This window comes from Methanosarcina sp. WH1 (genome assembly GCF_000970005.1).
Lineage (GTDB): Archaea > Halobacteriota > Methanosarcinia > Methanosarcinales > Methanosarcinaceae > Methanosarcina.
The window spans coordinates 1,680,437-1,694,930 of sequence record NZ_CP009504.1 but is presented as its reverse complement, the minus strand read 5'-3'; the positions used below and the strand labels follow the sequence as shown (position 1 = coordinate 1,694,930).

Sequence of the window (14,494 nt, the reverse complement as noted above, 5' to 3'; positions counted from 1 at the left end):
ATAAATGGAAAATAAGAACAAAGCTCTGACCTATTTTACCCTCCTCTGGGGGATAACCTACCTTGCAATCGGGAGCTTGCAGGTCCTGAAAGGAGCCGGGCTTTTGCCTGAAAACTTTATAGCTTCCAACCTGCTTCCCCCGGAAATTGCCGGTGGGCTGGTACTTGCAGTCGTAGGGGCGGTTTACCTACACGGAACTGTTGAACTTTCAAAAAATCCCTCAGAAGGAAGAGCCTATGCATATGTAGGGATCGTACTCTCCATGCTTTTCGGAGCTCTATATTCCCTGAACTTTATTGCCGACCTTATTAATGCGTGGGTTTTGTTTGCGGAGGGATTTGAGGAATGGACTCCACTTGTAGATTTCAAGCCTGCACTTTACCTTGGCCTGCTTTCCCTTGCAATATATACAAGCTGGGAAAATAAATTCAAACTCCAGGAAAGGGGGAAACAAAGACAATGGTAATCGGATACATGTATGTACTAAAACAAGTAGCAGAAGCGGAAAAGAAAGGCAGTATATCATTCAATGACATCTCAGGACGTTTGAAAATGAGTACACAGCAGCTTAAAGGCTTACTCGAGATTATGGAAGGACTGGGACATGTTGAAAAAGTTATGGAAAAAAATTCTGACTGGTCTTCTTCCTGCTCCGGCTCCTGCAAAAATTGTGGGCTTTGCGGCTGTTCCGGAAAAATCACCGTATCAAGCGGTACAATTTACAGGTTGACTGAAAAGGGGCGAAGGGTTTGTCACAGCCGGACGGGCTGAACCCGAAAAACCTTTGTAAAAAATCATGATGAACAGAAACCGGAGATTTCAAAAGCCTGAGAGCAAGTCCTTCCTGAACTTAAAGCTGCATAGACAGACCAGAAAGCGAACAACCATACAGGATCAGTACAAGACCGAAAAAAAAAACGAAAATCAAAGACAGATTTAAAGCTTTAAGGCTACAGGTTACAAGGCAACCATGGCTTTGGAAATCTTTCGGCTCAACGGAAAGGAAGACAGGACAGAGACGCCTCCCAACCCGGAAAAACTCCCGGAAAATGATATCCTGCCTTCCTCTCCAAAAATATACCAGTGTTTACACATCAAAGGAAACCGATTTCAATTACTGTAAATTTCTAAAATGGCGGTATGAACATGGAACACGAGCTCGAAGAAGTCGAAAGAGATTACATGGAATTCAGAAAAGAAATGGGAGAAGAATAATGCAGAAAAAATGAAAATTTCCTTGACCTTTATCTTGATTTTTTTTGTTATGATGTTTTTTCGGCCTTTTTATAAAATATGAATATAGCTATGCTTATATGTCTTTCCTGCATAAACGAATATAATAATCGAATAATATTCGGTATACAAAAAAAGGTTCGAGTTTTATGACAACGGAAAGAGATGAAGACTACCTGAAAATTATTGCCTCAATTGTAGAAGAAAAAGGGTATGCTAAAGTTAAAGATGTAGCAAAAGAGCTGGAACTCGGACCTTCAACCGTTACAGGTATGTTCAAAAAACTTGATAAAGAAGGTTACATTAATTATGAAAAGTATGGTGGAGTAACTCTTACCACGAAAGGAAAGGAAATCGCCAGAAAAATGAGGGAAAAATACAACATGTTAAAAGATTTTCTCATGCATCTGGGGATTGATGAAAAGATCGCAGAAGAAGATGCATGCAAAATTGAGCATATCCTGAACCCAAAAACGGCGCAGGCATTAAAAAAATTCATAGAATTTACGGATAAAGAAGATGAATCAAGAATCTGGATAGAGCATTTCAGGTATTTTGTCCAGACCGGGGAATATATAAGCTGCTCCCCTGAAAACAGGGATAAGTGTCCTGTTCACAGTAAAGGAAACTAAGTGATTTCGGTCTGGAACTCAACTCTTCACAAATATAATCAAACGGTTCCTGTTAGAAAACAGTTCCTGTTAGAAGGAACTGCAATATCCCTTTCAATTCAGGATTTCTATTCCCGTACCCTGTCCTCTGTAAAAATTCCCTCATACTTTCCAGGCAAACACGATCCTTGATCCGTCCTTCATGTCAAGGACACGGAAAACTTCAAGCCCGTGGCTTTCCAGCATCTCTATATATTCGGAAAAGGGGACGCTGTTTTCAAAACTGTATCCCGTTCCTCCTTTTTTCACATCTTCAAAAGTCCAGAGGTTCCAGTCGAGGCTGAGAAGAGGGCTGGATTTCATTTTTTCTTCAGGGATCTGCCTGGTTACAAAAACGCCTCCAGGAGTCAGGGCTTTGGAAATCTTCGGGATAAGGGAAGGCACTTTTCCTCCTGGATTAAAGGAAGAAAAGATAACATCGTATCCACTTCCGATTTCATCATTAAAAAAGTCTCCCGGAATTATATCCACTCTTGAAGCTCCATACTTTTCTATGAAATCTTTTGCTTTTTGCGTGACAGGCGGAAGGTCGAAAACAAAAGCCTGAAGGTTTTCATTCAATTTTGCAAAAGCGATTGCATAGAGCCCGTGTCCTCCCCCGAGGTCAAGCAGCTTTTTGACCTTTGTAAAATCCACATTTTCCCGGACAACTTTGACAGTTTCTTGAAGCAGTCCACAGCGCGCGTTTTCAGCCATACATTGGACTACCTCCCCGAAAAAAGGCCCTTTTTCGACAATCTCAGGCCCTCTCTTCAGAATCTGCGGAAGCCGGACCCAGAGTTCAACATTCCTTAGCCTTTCGGCAAGGTAATGCCGCTGAGAAAATGGAGAGCCTTCCAGAAGGTACGTTGCACTGAGTTCCGATACCAGGTACACTGCCCCATGATTTTTTACTTCGTGGTCAGGGTTTACTCCGTGATCAGATGGTTTGCCTTCAGATCTGCCTTCGGATTCGCCTTCGCCTTTTTCCTGCATCTGCGCATTTATCTCTTCCTCATGTGCCCAGTCCTCATGTGCCCCTTCCTCAAACCTATCGAGGAAACCAAGGCTGTGGAGAGCCTCGCAGAAGTGGGGCATAAGCACAGGGTCGCATCCGAGCTTATCAGCCAGAACTCTTGCTGATAAGGGGACTTTAAGAGCTTCAAACACTCCAAGCTCAAAGGCCGCAGCAATGAGCCTGCATTCCCTCAGACCCCGGACAGAAGAATCAACAAGCTTGAAAAATCGGTCGGCATCTACCTCAGGCTTTTGCATTAAGTCAATAGATGTTCCAGTTTGATTTTGAGCTTTATTTTCCATACCATTTCTCCTATTCCCATATATTTCTTCTATTCATTATTTCTTTTACCTATCTCTTTGATCCAACAGGAAATGCTTCACATATTATACTGAAGTAAAAATAAACCCGGTAAAATGAATTCGTAAAGCTGAAGACAGTTTGATGGAGACAGTTTGATGGAGACAGTTTGATGAAGACAGTTTGATGAGACAGTTTGATGAAGACAGTTTGATGAGACAGTTTGATGAGACAGTTTGATGAAGACAGTTTGATGGAAACGGTTTAACAGTACAAATTAGCTGAAACCTCCCATCAGCCAATATTTATTAAAGGAATTAATGAGAGAAATTAACAACCAGATAATTTCAAACCGCCACAGGGATTCCAGATGCTCCGGTTAAATGTGTTCAAGCCAAATCTTGTAGATCGTTTATTACAAAACGCTATTCCCGATGCATTTACCCTTACAATTATTATTTTGCTAAAATATTATAACATTTGATAAGATAAAAAATTTTTCTTATAGCAAGACAGGTAAACGCTGTTAACGGAAGGTGCTACACTAAGGAAATCATACTTCAGGATCATCTGTTAGAAATCAGGTATTAGAAAAGCTCCCCAGTTAATTTTTACCTGTCTTTCGGCAAGTTCACCTGCCTGAAGGGGGGTTTTCAGAGCTTTAAACGCCTCAAGTTCAAGAGCCGTAACGATCAACCTGTACTCTTTCAGCCCCCTGGTCGAGTTTTCCACGGTCTTGATGAGACGGTCAGCACCTACAGCAGGGGTTTCCATTAGTTTGTTCTCTACTTTCATGTTCAATCTTGTTTTACACTTTTTATTCATTTTGCATTGAATGTAATTACAAGCATGTAACTGCTAAATATGAAAGAATCAATTGGAAATCACCTGAAATCAATTATTCTTCCCTCTTCCATAACTGCGATCTCATCGCTCATCCACTTTACGACCTCCATGTCATGCGAGATAAACAGGAAACTGATCCCGTAGTCTTCCTGGAGATTTTTTAGCAGGAAAAGGATCTGGGCCTGGACAAGTGGATCGAGCATGGATGTGGGCTCATCCGCAACTATGAACTCCGGCCTCATGCCAAGAACTCTGGCTATTGCAACCCTCTGAAGCTGTCCTCCACTCAATTCTCCGGGATAGCGAAAGAGCAGTTCTTCACTCAGAGAAACAGCTTCGAGAAGTTCCTGTACCCGTAATCGTTCTTCACCTTTTTCACAGAGCCTGTGAAGCCTCAGGGGTTCTGCAACGGCATCATAGACCTTCATCCTCGGGTTCAAACATGATTCCGGATTCTGGAAAATAATCTGCATTTTTGTCCCCAGTCTTTTCAAATCACTACCTTTGAAGCCTGAGATATCCTGCCCATCAAAAAGGACCCTTCCCCCGGTGGGCTCCAGCAGCCCCAAAATCGTTCTCCCAAGTGTGGATTTTCCACAGCCGCTTTTTCCAACAAGTCCCAGAGTTTTCCCTCTCCCTATCTCAAAACTGATTCCGTCAACCGCCCTGTGGACCTCTTTTTTGAACAACCCCGAATAATAGTACTTTTTCAGGCCCTCTACTTTCAACAGTACCATATCTTCCTTCAACAGTGCCATGTATCCTCCTCTGCACACCTGAAAGCAACCTGTGCATTAAGGAAGGGCTGCGCTGAAGTTTCCATTCTCCTGCTCTTTTCAAAGAGAAGGCAACGGGTAAGGTGCCCCCCCTCAGATCCCAGAAGTGCCGGATGGACCTTTGAACAGGCCTCAAGCCGGAAACCGCAACGCGGATGGTACCTGCAGCCGGAAGGAGGGGAAACAAGGCTTGGGGGTTGCCCTGGAACGGTCCTGAATCCCTTTCCGGGGAGCGAGTGCAGCAGATCAAGGGTATAAGGATGTTTCGGGTTAGAAATAATCTCAGCCGCCTTTCCGATTTCAATGATTTCTCCGGCGTACATAACTGCAATTCTGTCCGCGAGCCTGCCGGCAAGTTCCAGGTCGTGCGTGATCAGAAGCATGGAAGAATTTTCCTTGCGGACAAGCCCGGTAATCAGTTCCACGATCTGCAATTTTGTATCCGAATCAAGCCCTTTTGTAGGCTCATCTGCGATCAGGAGCCCGGGCCTGAGAGCAAGCCCTATTGCAACCATGACCCTCTGCAGCATCCCCCCACTGAACTGGTGGGGATAGTCACACCCCCGAGAAGAGCTGATCCCCACAAGCTCAAGCATCTCTCCAGCTTTCTTTTCAGCTTCTTTTTTTCCTGTACCTTCGTGGTAACGGTAGATTTCCGAAATCTGCCTTCCTACAGAAAGAACAGGGTTGAGGCAGGCTGAAGGGTTCTGGAGCATAATTCCTATTTCTTTTCCCCTGAGAAGCCTCATTTCTTTCTCGGGCAGGGTGAGGAGATCCGTATCCCTGTACACTATTTTTCCTTCAAGTTTTGCTTTACCTGAGAGCAGCCTCAAAATGGCTTTTCCAAGGGTGGTTTTTCCACAGCCTGTTTCTCCTATAAGCCCCAGAATTTCTCCTTCCCTTATTTCAAGGGAAATTCCCTCATTGGCTCTTACAATGCCTTTTGAGGTTTTGAAAGAGACGTTCAGATCTTCAATTGAGAGAAGGAGGGAGTTCACCTTGCCAGCACCTCCTGATCTGCAGGCTGACCAAGGCTTTCCCTCAAACCGTCTCCTGCAAAATTAAACGCAAAGACTGTGAATATGATCATAAGGCCCGGGAAAAAGGTGAGATGGGGAGCTGTGCGGAGGTATGGGATCCCGGCTTTGAGCATGGAGCCCCATTCCGGATCAGGGGGCTGGATCCCTAGTCCGAGAAAACTCAGGGCTGCAGCAAAGATTATAACGTGTGCAATCTCAAGGGTTCCAAGCACGATTACAGGCTCCATGCAGTTCGGAAGGATATGTTTTCGCATAATGTAGAAACTTGAGGGCCTCAGAGCCCTTGCAGCCTCCACAAAAGCCCTCTTCCTGAGAGACAGCACTTGCCCGCGTACAAGCCTGGCATAAGCAGGCCACTGGGTAAAAGTAAGGGCAAGGACAACACTTGAAAAGCCCGGACCCAGCAGCCCTGCAATCACAAGGGCAAGGATGATATTGGGAAAGGCCATCACGATGTCTATTCCTCTCATTATGGCTTCATCCAGCACGCCTCCCATGTACCCTGAAAGCAGCCCCAGAGATGTGCCTGCAATGGACGTTACTGCAACTACAAGGAGTCCGATACTCAGAGAAATGCGTGTGCCATAGATAACCCTTGAAAAAATGCAGCGCCCAAGCTCATCGGTTCCGAAAGGATATTCAGAAGAAGGGAAAAGAAGCCTGCTGTCAAGCCTCTGGGCAAGGGGATCGTGCGGAGCGATCTCGGGAGCAAACAGGGCCAGAACGCAAAGGCCGGCGATAAGCAGGATACCTGAGACCGCAAGCCTGTTCTTTCCTAATTCCCCTAAACACAGCCTTTTTTTAGCCAGGCATATCTTTTCAGTCATCTCTATTTTTTCAATCACGTCTGTCATATCTTATCCTCGGGTCAAGCACTGCATAAAGGATATCAACGGCAAGGCTGGAGAGGGAAAAGAGCACTGCAATAAAAAGGACACAGCCCTGGACCATGGAAAAGTCCCTCGCAAAAATCGAGTCAACAAGAAGTTTTCCAATGCCAGGCCAGGAAAAGATGGTTTCCACAATCACTGCCCCTCCAAGAAGGTAACCAAACTGCATTCCTGCAAATGTGACAACAGGAAGAAAAGCATTTTTAAGAGCGTGCCGGAAAAGGATTGTATTTTCGTCAAATCCCCTGGCGCGTGCAGCCAAAATATATTCCTGTCCCATCACCTCCAGAAGGCTTGCGCGGGTAAGCCTTGCAGTAACCGCCGCCATTGAGGTGCCAAGGGTAAGGGCAGGCAGAACTAAGTGTTTCAGGCTTCCGTACCCAAAACTTGGGAAGAGGTGGAGGGTCAGGGCAAAAAGCCAGATCAAAAGAAGCCCGAGCCAGAAATTCGGAATGGAAACCCCTACCAGAGAAACAAACATGCAACTTTTGTCAAGCAGGGTGTTTTTCCGGAGTGCGCCAAGGATCCCCGCAGGCAAGGCGATTAGAAGGGAAATCAGCAGGCTGGCAACTGCAAGTTCTGCGGTTGCAGGCAGTTTCTGACGGATTTCGGCAAGGACATCTTCGGAAGTCACAAGCGATTTTCCAAGGTCCAGCCGAAGCAGGTGGCTAAGCCATATAAGGTACTGAACATGCACGGGAGCGTCAAGCCCTTCCGCTTCCCTCAGGGTTTCGACCTGACTGACGCTCAGGTCTTCCCCGTACCTTGCAAGGGCTATAACCTCTGCAGGGTCCCCAGGAGCAAGGTACATTGCAGAAAAAGCTACAAGCGTAACTCCCATGAGTACGACGGAAACCATTGCCAGGCGTTTTGCTATGTACTTCCACATGAGTATCTTCCAAACTTTTTACACATTTCTGAACTTTATGCTTCACTTCCTTTCCAGGTAGACCCCAGAAAGGTTCAGCCAGGGGTCTTCAGAGCTTATAGTATAGCCTTTTACCGAAGAGCCGGTTGCAACAACTTTTTCCTCATGCACAAGGTAAAAAGCCGGAACTTCTTCTATTACAAAGGTCTGCAGGGAATGGTAGAGCTCTTCCTGCTTCTGTGAATCAACAGTCATATCGGCTTCATTGACGAGCTGGTCATAGTTCTCATTGTGATAATGCGAATAAGGGCTTGCAGAGTGGTGCACAAAGAAGTGCTTCGGGTAGGGTCCCCAGACAAAATAACCGCTTCTGAGTATCATATCAAAGTCCCCTGTGCTTTCGAGTTTGCTTATGGCTCCTTCGTCAAGCACCTTGATTTCTACATCCATTCCGACTTCTCGAAGGACACCCTGCACAACCTGAGCTATAGGGTTATGCCTGGCTGCCCAGACTCCCTTACTCACTATCAGGGTCACATGCAGGGGTTTTCCGTCTTTTACTGCAATCCCGTCTCCATCAGCATCTTTCCACCCGGCTTCTTCAAGGAGAGCTTTTGCCTTATCAAGATCCGGGGTATATGTCTCAAGATCAGGGTCTGAGTACATCATTACAGGGGAATAGGGTCTTCCGCCTGCCGGCACCCCGACGCCTTCAAGCACTTCGTTTACGAGAGTCTCGGTATCGATTGTATAAGCAACACTCTGGCGCACCCTCGTATCATCGAAGGGAGATTTGTCGCAGTTGAACTGCAGGAAATCCGTAAAGGTCGAAAGTTTCCTGTGGACCTGGATACCCTCTTCGGCGTCGAGCCTTAGGACATCGTATTCCGGGACCTTGACGATCATGTCCACTTCCCCGGTCTCAAGGGCAATCACCCTTGTCGTCGCCTCCGGAATTACCTTGAAAGTAACCTTCTCAAGCAGCGGCTTTTCTCCCCAGTAGGCTTCATTTTTTGTGAGCACTATTTCCTGGTCCTTTGCCTGAGTTTCAAATTTAAACGGTCCGGTTCCTATCGGTTTAATGAAATTCCCTGCTTCATCAAGACAACCAGGCCCCATTACGGGCCAGGCTATGTGAGTCAGGTAGAACGGCAGAGGCATGGGTTTTTCCAGTACGAATTTTACAGTATGAGCGTCGAGAGCTTCCACGCTCTGCACCGGTTTTAATACAGCCTGCCTTACATAGGAATGATTGGAATAAGAGAAAACAACCGAATTCGCATCAAAGGGAGTCCCGTCATGAAAAGTCACATTTTCACGCAGGTGGAATATCCAGGTTTTTCCTTCATCAGGGGTTTCCCAGGATTCCGCAAGCCCGGGGATAATGTTCAGGTCTGAATCAAGCCTCACAAGGGTTTCATAGACCTGGGACCAGACAAAACGTGAATCTCCCGCTGCAAACATGTTAAGGTACCAGTTGCTGACATCCGTACTTATGCCCACAACAAGCTCCTGGGAATTTTCTCTGGAACCTGCATCTTTTGCAGTCCCATCTTTTTCTTCACCTATGCAAGCACTTGCTCCGATCACGGCAAACAGCATACAAATGATCAAAATGAACTTGAAACTCCTATTCATGATAATCCTCAATAACTCCGATTCAAAGCCAATTCTTAATTTTTTATAGGAGATTATTTAACGTACTGTTGTTTGATAGAATTCAGGCCAATGGAATGGCAGTTTAGTTGGAGATTTTTTATGGGAAATCGTTTGATAGAGATGGGTTAACAGTTCAGATTATCTGGAACCTGCCGTCATTTCATCTATATTAAAAGAATTAATGCAGGGAATAAAAAACCGAAGAATTTCAAGCCTTTAAAGAACCCCCGATATATTTGCCCCCGCAATTATTATTTTTCTAAAATATTGTAATATTTAATATGATAAAAGAGTTTTCTTATACCACCACAAGTAAACGCCGTTAACGGGAGGTGTTACTCTCAGGGGATCATGCGTTAGAAGGAAATTTAACGGCAGTAAAACACAAAAACCTGAAAAACTGCCTGAAAAATAATCGGAAAAATAATCTTAAAATAATCGGAAAAATAATCGGAAAAATAATCTTAAAATAAATAACTATATGCTGAAAATCAAATTCTGGCTAACATACTACAATTACCTGAGTTAGAAGGTAATTGAGACTTTTACGGAAAACCGGAAACGGATAAGAAAGAGTAAAAGAGTAAATCTTCAGAATTTTTGATAAGGAAGAAAAAATAGTTTTAGAAGGCTGCATCAACGTAATCAACCGACCTTTTGAAAACAGCTGTAATCATGCCATTTTCATCGATCTCATTTGAACACTTGATCAGTTCCCAGCCTTCAACACCCAGGTTGTTAAGGTCTTCTTTTGCCTTTGACCACTCACTGAACCTAATCTCTTTAACATCGTATTCCCAGATGGTCACTAACATTCATCTCCAGTAAAATTGGATATTTTTATACTATATATTAACTGGAGGAATCTTCTATATGTATCTTTTTAAAAAATAGATTTGAGCATAAATCAACTAAACTTGATCTCAAAAGGAGATTATTAGTTCACCTGGTTTCTGCATCCGGAATATGGTTCCTATTTTATGTATCCGGAAATGGTTTATTTATTCTACATCTGGAAATGGTTTATTTATTCTACATCTGGAAATGGTTTATTTATTCTACATCTGGAAATGGTTTATTTATTCTACATCTGGAAATGGTTTATTTATTCTGCATCTGGAAATGGTTTATTTATTCTGCATCTGGAAATAGTTTCTTTATCCTGCGTCCGGAATATGATTACTGTTTCCGGCATACTCCCCCACAATAGGAATCTTTTCTCCACATTTCGGGCAGGTCTTCTCGAGGGTAAGGTTGTATTCCTGTACCTCAAAAAACCCCCTTGCAATCAGCAAAGCCCCGCATTCGGGACAGTAAGTATTCTCATGGGGATGGCCGGGTACATTGCCCACATACACAAAACGCATCCCTTCCTCAATTGCAATCGAGCGTGCCCTATCCAGCGTATCCACTGGCGTTGGAGGGAGGTCCTCCATCTCGTAGTAAGGGAAGAAGCGGTTGAAGTGAAGAGGGGTATCCTTTCCCAGCTTTTCGTAAACCCAGCGGGAAAGTTCCCTGATTTCTTCAGAAGAATCGTTGTGGGTGGGGATTATCAGGTTTACGACCTCTACATGGATTCCAAGCTGTTTTGCAAGCAGGGCAGCTTCGAGCACAGGAGCCAGTTTTGCCCCGCAGATTTCCCGGTAAAATTCTTCGGAAAAAGCCTTTACGTCCACACTGAAAGCGTCCAGGTAAGGGGCGATCTGTTCAAGGGCTTCAGGGGTGATGTACCCGTTTGTCACATAGCTTGTCCCAAGTCCTGCCTCCTTTGCAAGTTTTGCCCCGTCGTAAGTATACTCATACCAGACGGTGGGCTCGTTGTAGGTCCAGGAAACCGACTGGCACCCTGCCATTTTAACCTGCCGAATAAGCTGGGGGGGGCTGAGCATCCCCAGGTCAGTATCTTCCGGAGAAGCCCGGGAAAGCGTCCAGTTCTGGCAGTGCCTGCACCTGAAGTTGCAGCCTATGGTCCCGACGGAGTACGCAGTGGACCCCGGATAATAGTGATAAAGGGGTTTTTGTTCGATGTGTGCAACTGACTCGCTTGCAACAGCCCCGTAGACCAGGGAAAAGAGTGTGCCTTCACAGTTTTCCCTTACTCCGCAGATTCCCCGCTTTCCGGGGTTGATCTTGCAGTGGTGGGCACAAAGGTTGCAGCGGACTTTATTTTCGGCAAGCTTTTCGTAAAACATGGCTTCTTGAATCATTATACGTAACCCCCTGTTCCGGACTATGGGATTTATCTCCCGAAGCGAGAAGACTCCTTCCTCGGACAATCCGGTAAAACCAGATTGGACAGGTGGGAGATGAGAGCGTAAACTTCCCCACAATCCGAAGATAATAATTTCATATATCTCCATATAGTTACAAAGAGTATATTATAAAGATGCTTCGAGGTAACAGATACCGAATTCACCCTAATAAGGAGCAAAAAGCCCTTATGGAAAAACACTTCGGTAGCTGTCGTTTTGTCTATAATAAACTCCTTGAAATCAAATCGTTAATGTATAAAAAATTCAGAATAAGTCTCTCGGAGTTTAACCTTAATAATCACCTCTTAATTTTGAAAGAAGTGTATCCCTGGTTGAAAGAAGTTAATGCAGGAGCATTGCAACAAGCAAGTAGAAATCTGAATAAAGCTTTTACAAACTTCTTTAATTTTGGATTTGGGTATCCTCAAAAGAAAAAGAAAAAAGATCACCATTTTTCCTTTCAGATTCCTCAACACTATAGTCTTGATACATCTATTTCCAAAGTTTTGTTTCCAAAGTTTTGTTGCCTAAGTTTGGTTGGATTAAGGTTAAGATGCATAGGGAAATTAGCAAAGGAAATTTGAAAACTATAACTATATCCAGAACACCAACAGGAAAATACTACATAAGTTTTCTAACTAATGATGGAGAAAAACTTCCAGAAAAATTAGCTCAGATTATCAGTGATTCAGCATGGTATTCTTTCGTACTGAAATTAACGTACAAAGCTGAATGGGTAGGAAAAACAATACTAAAGATAGGTATGTTTGAACCTTCCTCTAAAACCTGTAACGTTTGTGGTTACAAACTTAAAGAATTAAGTTTAGATATTAGAGAGTGGCAATGCCCTGATTGCAAAAATACGCATGATAGAGACATTAATGCCGCTATCAATATTAAGAAAATTGCTGTAGGGACTACAGTTTGAGCCTGTGGACTTGAAAAAAACGGCAACCGCCAGGTATGAAGCAGGAAGCTCCTCCCTCAAAAACTTGAACTATTAAGCAAAAGTTTTAGGGAGGGATAGTTCACGGAAATGAGTGATAGCAATATTGTATCCTGTTTGTGCTGTGCATTTGTTTCCTGCAGGGTAATAAGCCTGTGGTCTCATAAACAATATTGCCTGCAGTCTTCTCTTCCTGCAGAGGATTTTGTTCCTGCAGAAGCCCTTGTTACTGTATCCGGAACAGATCTTTTTGTTTTGAAAGGAGATATCATGAAACCAGAGATCAATTCCACAAGTTTCGGTTCGATTACGGTCAAAAGAAATACATTCGGGTACGACATCCTCATTCGCCTTGACGGAAAAGTCGAAAAGCGCAGGAAAAAGCTCTCGAAAAAACTCTACGGGACGTCCCATAAAATCTCGCTTGCCGAAGCGAAATACATCTACGAAAAGGGGGCAGAGAAGTTTATCATGGGGACTGGACAGACCGGGTATGTGGAGCTTTCGAAAAAAGCAAAGAAATATTTCAGGAAAAAAGACTGCAAGGTAAAACTCCTTCCAACCCCTAAAGCAATCAAACTCTGGAACAAAGACAAAGGCAGGGTAATTGCAATGTTTCATGTGACCTGCTGAGTTATTCTCCCCTCATAAAAGCACAAAAAATTAAAAAAATAATGAGAATGAGTAATCAAACAAACTCAAACATCATTTACTCAAACATCATTTACTCAAATCTCGACAATATCGTAATTCCTGCTTCCAAGCCCGATTTTTTCAGCATATTCAAGCTGGTGGGTGCCGTCAATTTTAGGCCAGGCTCCTTTGAACTTATCAGCCCCAGCTTCGTGGTTGCAATGCAGAGAAGAGCCCACAAGTCCTTTTTGCCTGTTCACAAGGTCGTAACTTGCCTGGTCCAGGGCAACGGGGTCAGTTGATGCAAGGATGCCTATATCAGGCACGATTGGGGCGTCGCTCCATGGCACACAGTCGCAATCCGGGGTGATTTTGAGCAGGAAATTGATATAGCCTACCCTTCCCTCTTTTTCTTTTACGGCGCCGTATGCATATTCGGTCAGGCACTCCAGGAACTCGGGAATGCCTTCTTCCCAGTTAAGGTCGATAGCATTTTCCGGACAGACCTCCATACACTGCCCGCAGCTGATGCAGACACCGGGGTCGATCCTGGAAACATCCCCTTCGAGGGATGCTGCTCCCACAGGGCAGATTTCCACGCATCTCCCGCAGCCGATGCACTTTGCTTCGACAACGTACGGGCTTGTCGGGTAGTGCTGGTCCTTTTTGCCTGCCGCGGGCGCACAACCCATTGCCAGGTTCTTAATCGCACCTCCAAAGCCTGCCATGATATGCCCCTTGAAATGAGACATCACAATCATGGAGTCGGCTGCAACGATGTCGGACCCTATTTTCACGGTCTTGAAGTGCTTCTGCCTGATCTCGACCTCTGCGATATTCTGGCTCCTGAGCCCATCCGAGATTATGAGCGGAGCCCGGACTACCGAGTAATCAAACCCGTGTTCAATGGCTGTTGTCAGGTGGTCGACTGCATTATGCCGGCTCCCGGAATAAAGGGTATTTGTGTCCGTAACAAAAGGTTTTGCTCCGGCTCCCCGGATCTTTTCTGCCACCTGCCGGACAAAGACCGGGTTGATGTAACCATCGTTTCCGTATTCTCCGAAATGAACCTTGATTGCCGTCAGGTCGTCTACCCCTAAAAGTTCTACAAAACCTGCCTCGTCAAAAAGATTCTGGATCTTGCTTATCGTGTTTTCCTGCGGGTTCTTTGCCCTCAGGTTTGCGAAATAGACTTTGCTTACCGTTTAAATACCTCCCATGAAAATGAATTGAATTAGCATTCCTTTGTCCGCAAAAGTATAATTAAGAAAGGGGTTTTTGCTTTTAGGCATTGCGCTGTCAGGTGAAAAAGAAAAAATGCTGCTCTTCTGTTTAACATTCTATCCCCCAACCAAAAATCAGGAAAATAAGGTGGCTATCAAT

Annotated in this window: 16 protein-coding genes; 6 read left to right on the top strand and 10 right to left on the bottom strand. The window is 44.5% G+C overall.

The features are described from left to right. Nucleotides 1-4: 4 nt before the first annotated feature. The 3 genes from MSWH1_RS07520 to MSWH1_RS07510 all read left to right on the top strand — a co-directional run bounded on the left by MSWH1_RS07520 (nt 5) and on the right by MSWH1_RS07510 (nt 1,865). The gene (locus MSWH1_RS07520) at nt 5-466 is read left to right on the top strand and encodes a hypothetical protein (RefSeq protein ID WP_048127437.1); all 462 of its coding nucleotides are present in this window, start codon (nt 5-7) and stop codon (nt 464-466) included. Next, nucleotides 460-771, top strand: a complete 312-nt coding sequence (locus MSWH1_RS07515; protein WP_048127436.1) for a FeoC-like transcriptional regulator — start codon at nt 460-462, stop codon at nt 769-771. Before MSWH1_RS07520 ends, MSWH1_RS07515 begins: the two co-directional genes overlap by 7 nt. 611 nt (nt 772-1,382) lie before the next feature. After that, a complete protein-coding gene (locus tag MSWH1_RS07510; RefSeq protein WP_048127433.1) occupies nt 1,383-1,865 on the top strand; it encodes a metal-dependent transcriptional regulator in 483 nt (160 codons plus the stop codon). 141 nt (nt 1,866-2,006) lie between these two features. Here the strand turns inward: MSWH1_RS07510 and MSWH1_RS07505 are convergent, their stop codons facing one another. The 9 genes from MSWH1_RS07505 to amrS form a co-directional block, all read right to left on the bottom strand. Then, a complete protein-coding gene (locus MSWH1_RS07505) occupies nt 2,007-3,203 on the bottom strand; it encodes a methyltransferase (RefSeq protein WP_048127431.1) in 1,197 nt (398 codons plus the stop codon). Nucleotides 3,204-3,774: 571 nt separating this feature from the next. After that, nucleotides 3,775-3,996: a hypothetical protein gene (locus MSWH1_RS07500; RefSeq protein ID WP_197073981.1), complete on the bottom strand. Its 222-nt coding sequence runs from the start codon at nt 3,994-3,996 to the stop codon at nt 3,775-3,777. 89 nt (nt 3,997-4,085) lie between these two features. Further along, nucleotides 4,086-4,805 (bottom strand): ATP-binding cassette domain-containing protein, encoded by a 720-nt coding sequence (locus MSWH1_RS07495; RefSeq protein WP_231585502.1) that lies wholly within the window; start codon nt 4,803-4,805, stop codon nt 4,086-4,088. Then, nucleotides 4,793-5,821, bottom strand: a complete 1,029-nt coding sequence (locus MSWH1_RS07490; protein ID WP_048127426.1) for an ABC transporter ATP-binding protein — start codon at nt 5,819-5,821, stop codon at nt 4,793-4,795. Before MSWH1_RS07490 ends, MSWH1_RS07495 begins: the two co-directional genes overlap by 13 nt. Continuing rightward, nucleotides 5,818-6,717, bottom strand: coding sequence for a nickel ABC transporter permease subunit NikC (gene nikC, locus MSWH1_RS07485; RefSeq protein ID WP_048127424.1), 900 nt, complete (start codon nt 6,715-6,717; stop codon nt 5,818-5,820). The genes MSWH1_RS07490 and nikC overlap by 4 nt, the downstream gene beginning before the upstream one ends. Next, nucleotides 6,701-7,642: a nickel ABC transporter permease gene (gene nikB, locus MSWH1_RS07480; protein WP_048127421.1), complete on the bottom strand. Its 942-nt coding sequence runs from the start codon at nt 7,640-7,642 to the stop codon at nt 6,701-6,703. The genes nikC and nikB overlap by 17 nt, the downstream gene beginning before the upstream one ends. 42 nt (nt 7,643-7,684) lie before the next feature. Next, on the bottom strand, nt 7,685-9,259 hold the full coding sequence (locus tag MSWH1_RS07475) for an ABC transporter substrate-binding protein (protein ID WP_048127419.1): 1,575 nt from the start codon (nt 9,257-9,259) through the stop codon (nt 7,685-7,687). Between the two features lie 644 nt (nt 9,260-9,903). Then, nucleotides 9,904-10,095, bottom strand: coding sequence for a hypothetical protein (locus MSWH1_RS07470; RefSeq protein ID WP_369798564.1), 192 nt, complete (start codon nt 10,093-10,095; stop codon nt 9,904-9,906). Nucleotides 10,096-10,437: 342 nt separating this feature from the next. Beyond that, on the bottom strand, nt 10,438-11,487 hold the full coding sequence (gene amrS / locus MSWH1_RS07465; protein ID WP_048127417.1) for an AmmeMemoRadiSam system radical SAM enzyme: 1,050 nt from the start codon (nt 11,485-11,487) through the stop codon (nt 10,438-10,440). A 233-nt stretch (nt 11,488-11,720) separates the two neighbouring features. Between amrS and MSWH1_RS20785 the strand changes: the two genes are divergently transcribed. The 3 genes from MSWH1_RS20785 (at nt 11,721) to MSWH1_RS07450 (ending at nt 13,111) form a co-directional block, all read left to right on the top strand. Beyond that, entirely contained in the window at nt 11,721-12,116 is a 396-nt protein-coding gene (locus tag MSWH1_RS20785) for a helix-turn-helix domain-containing protein (RefSeq protein ID WP_048127416.1), read from the top strand. Further along, entirely contained in the window at nt 12,113-12,460 is a 348-nt protein-coding gene (locus MSWH1_RS20780; RefSeq protein ID WP_048127415.1) for a zinc ribbon domain-containing protein, read from the top strand. Before MSWH1_RS20785 ends, MSWH1_RS20780 begins: the two co-directional genes overlap by 4 nt. A 108-nt stretch (nt 12,461-12,568) precedes the next feature. Then, nucleotides 12,569-13,111 carry an Mth938-like domain-containing protein gene (locus MSWH1_RS07450; RefSeq protein ID WP_231585501.1) on the top strand — a complete coding sequence of 181 codons (543 nt, stop codon included), beginning with the start codon at nt 12,569-12,571 and terminating at the stop codon, nt 13,109-13,111. Between the two features lie 95 nt (nt 13,112-13,206). Here MSWH1_RS07450 and MSWH1_RS07445 read toward each other — a convergent pair whose 3' ends face one another. Further along, entirely contained in the window at nt 13,207-14,259 is a 1,053-nt protein-coding gene (locus tag MSWH1_RS07445; RefSeq protein WP_255350514.1) for a DUF362 domain-containing protein, read from the bottom strand. Nucleotides 14,260-14,494 lie beyond the last annotated feature (235 nt).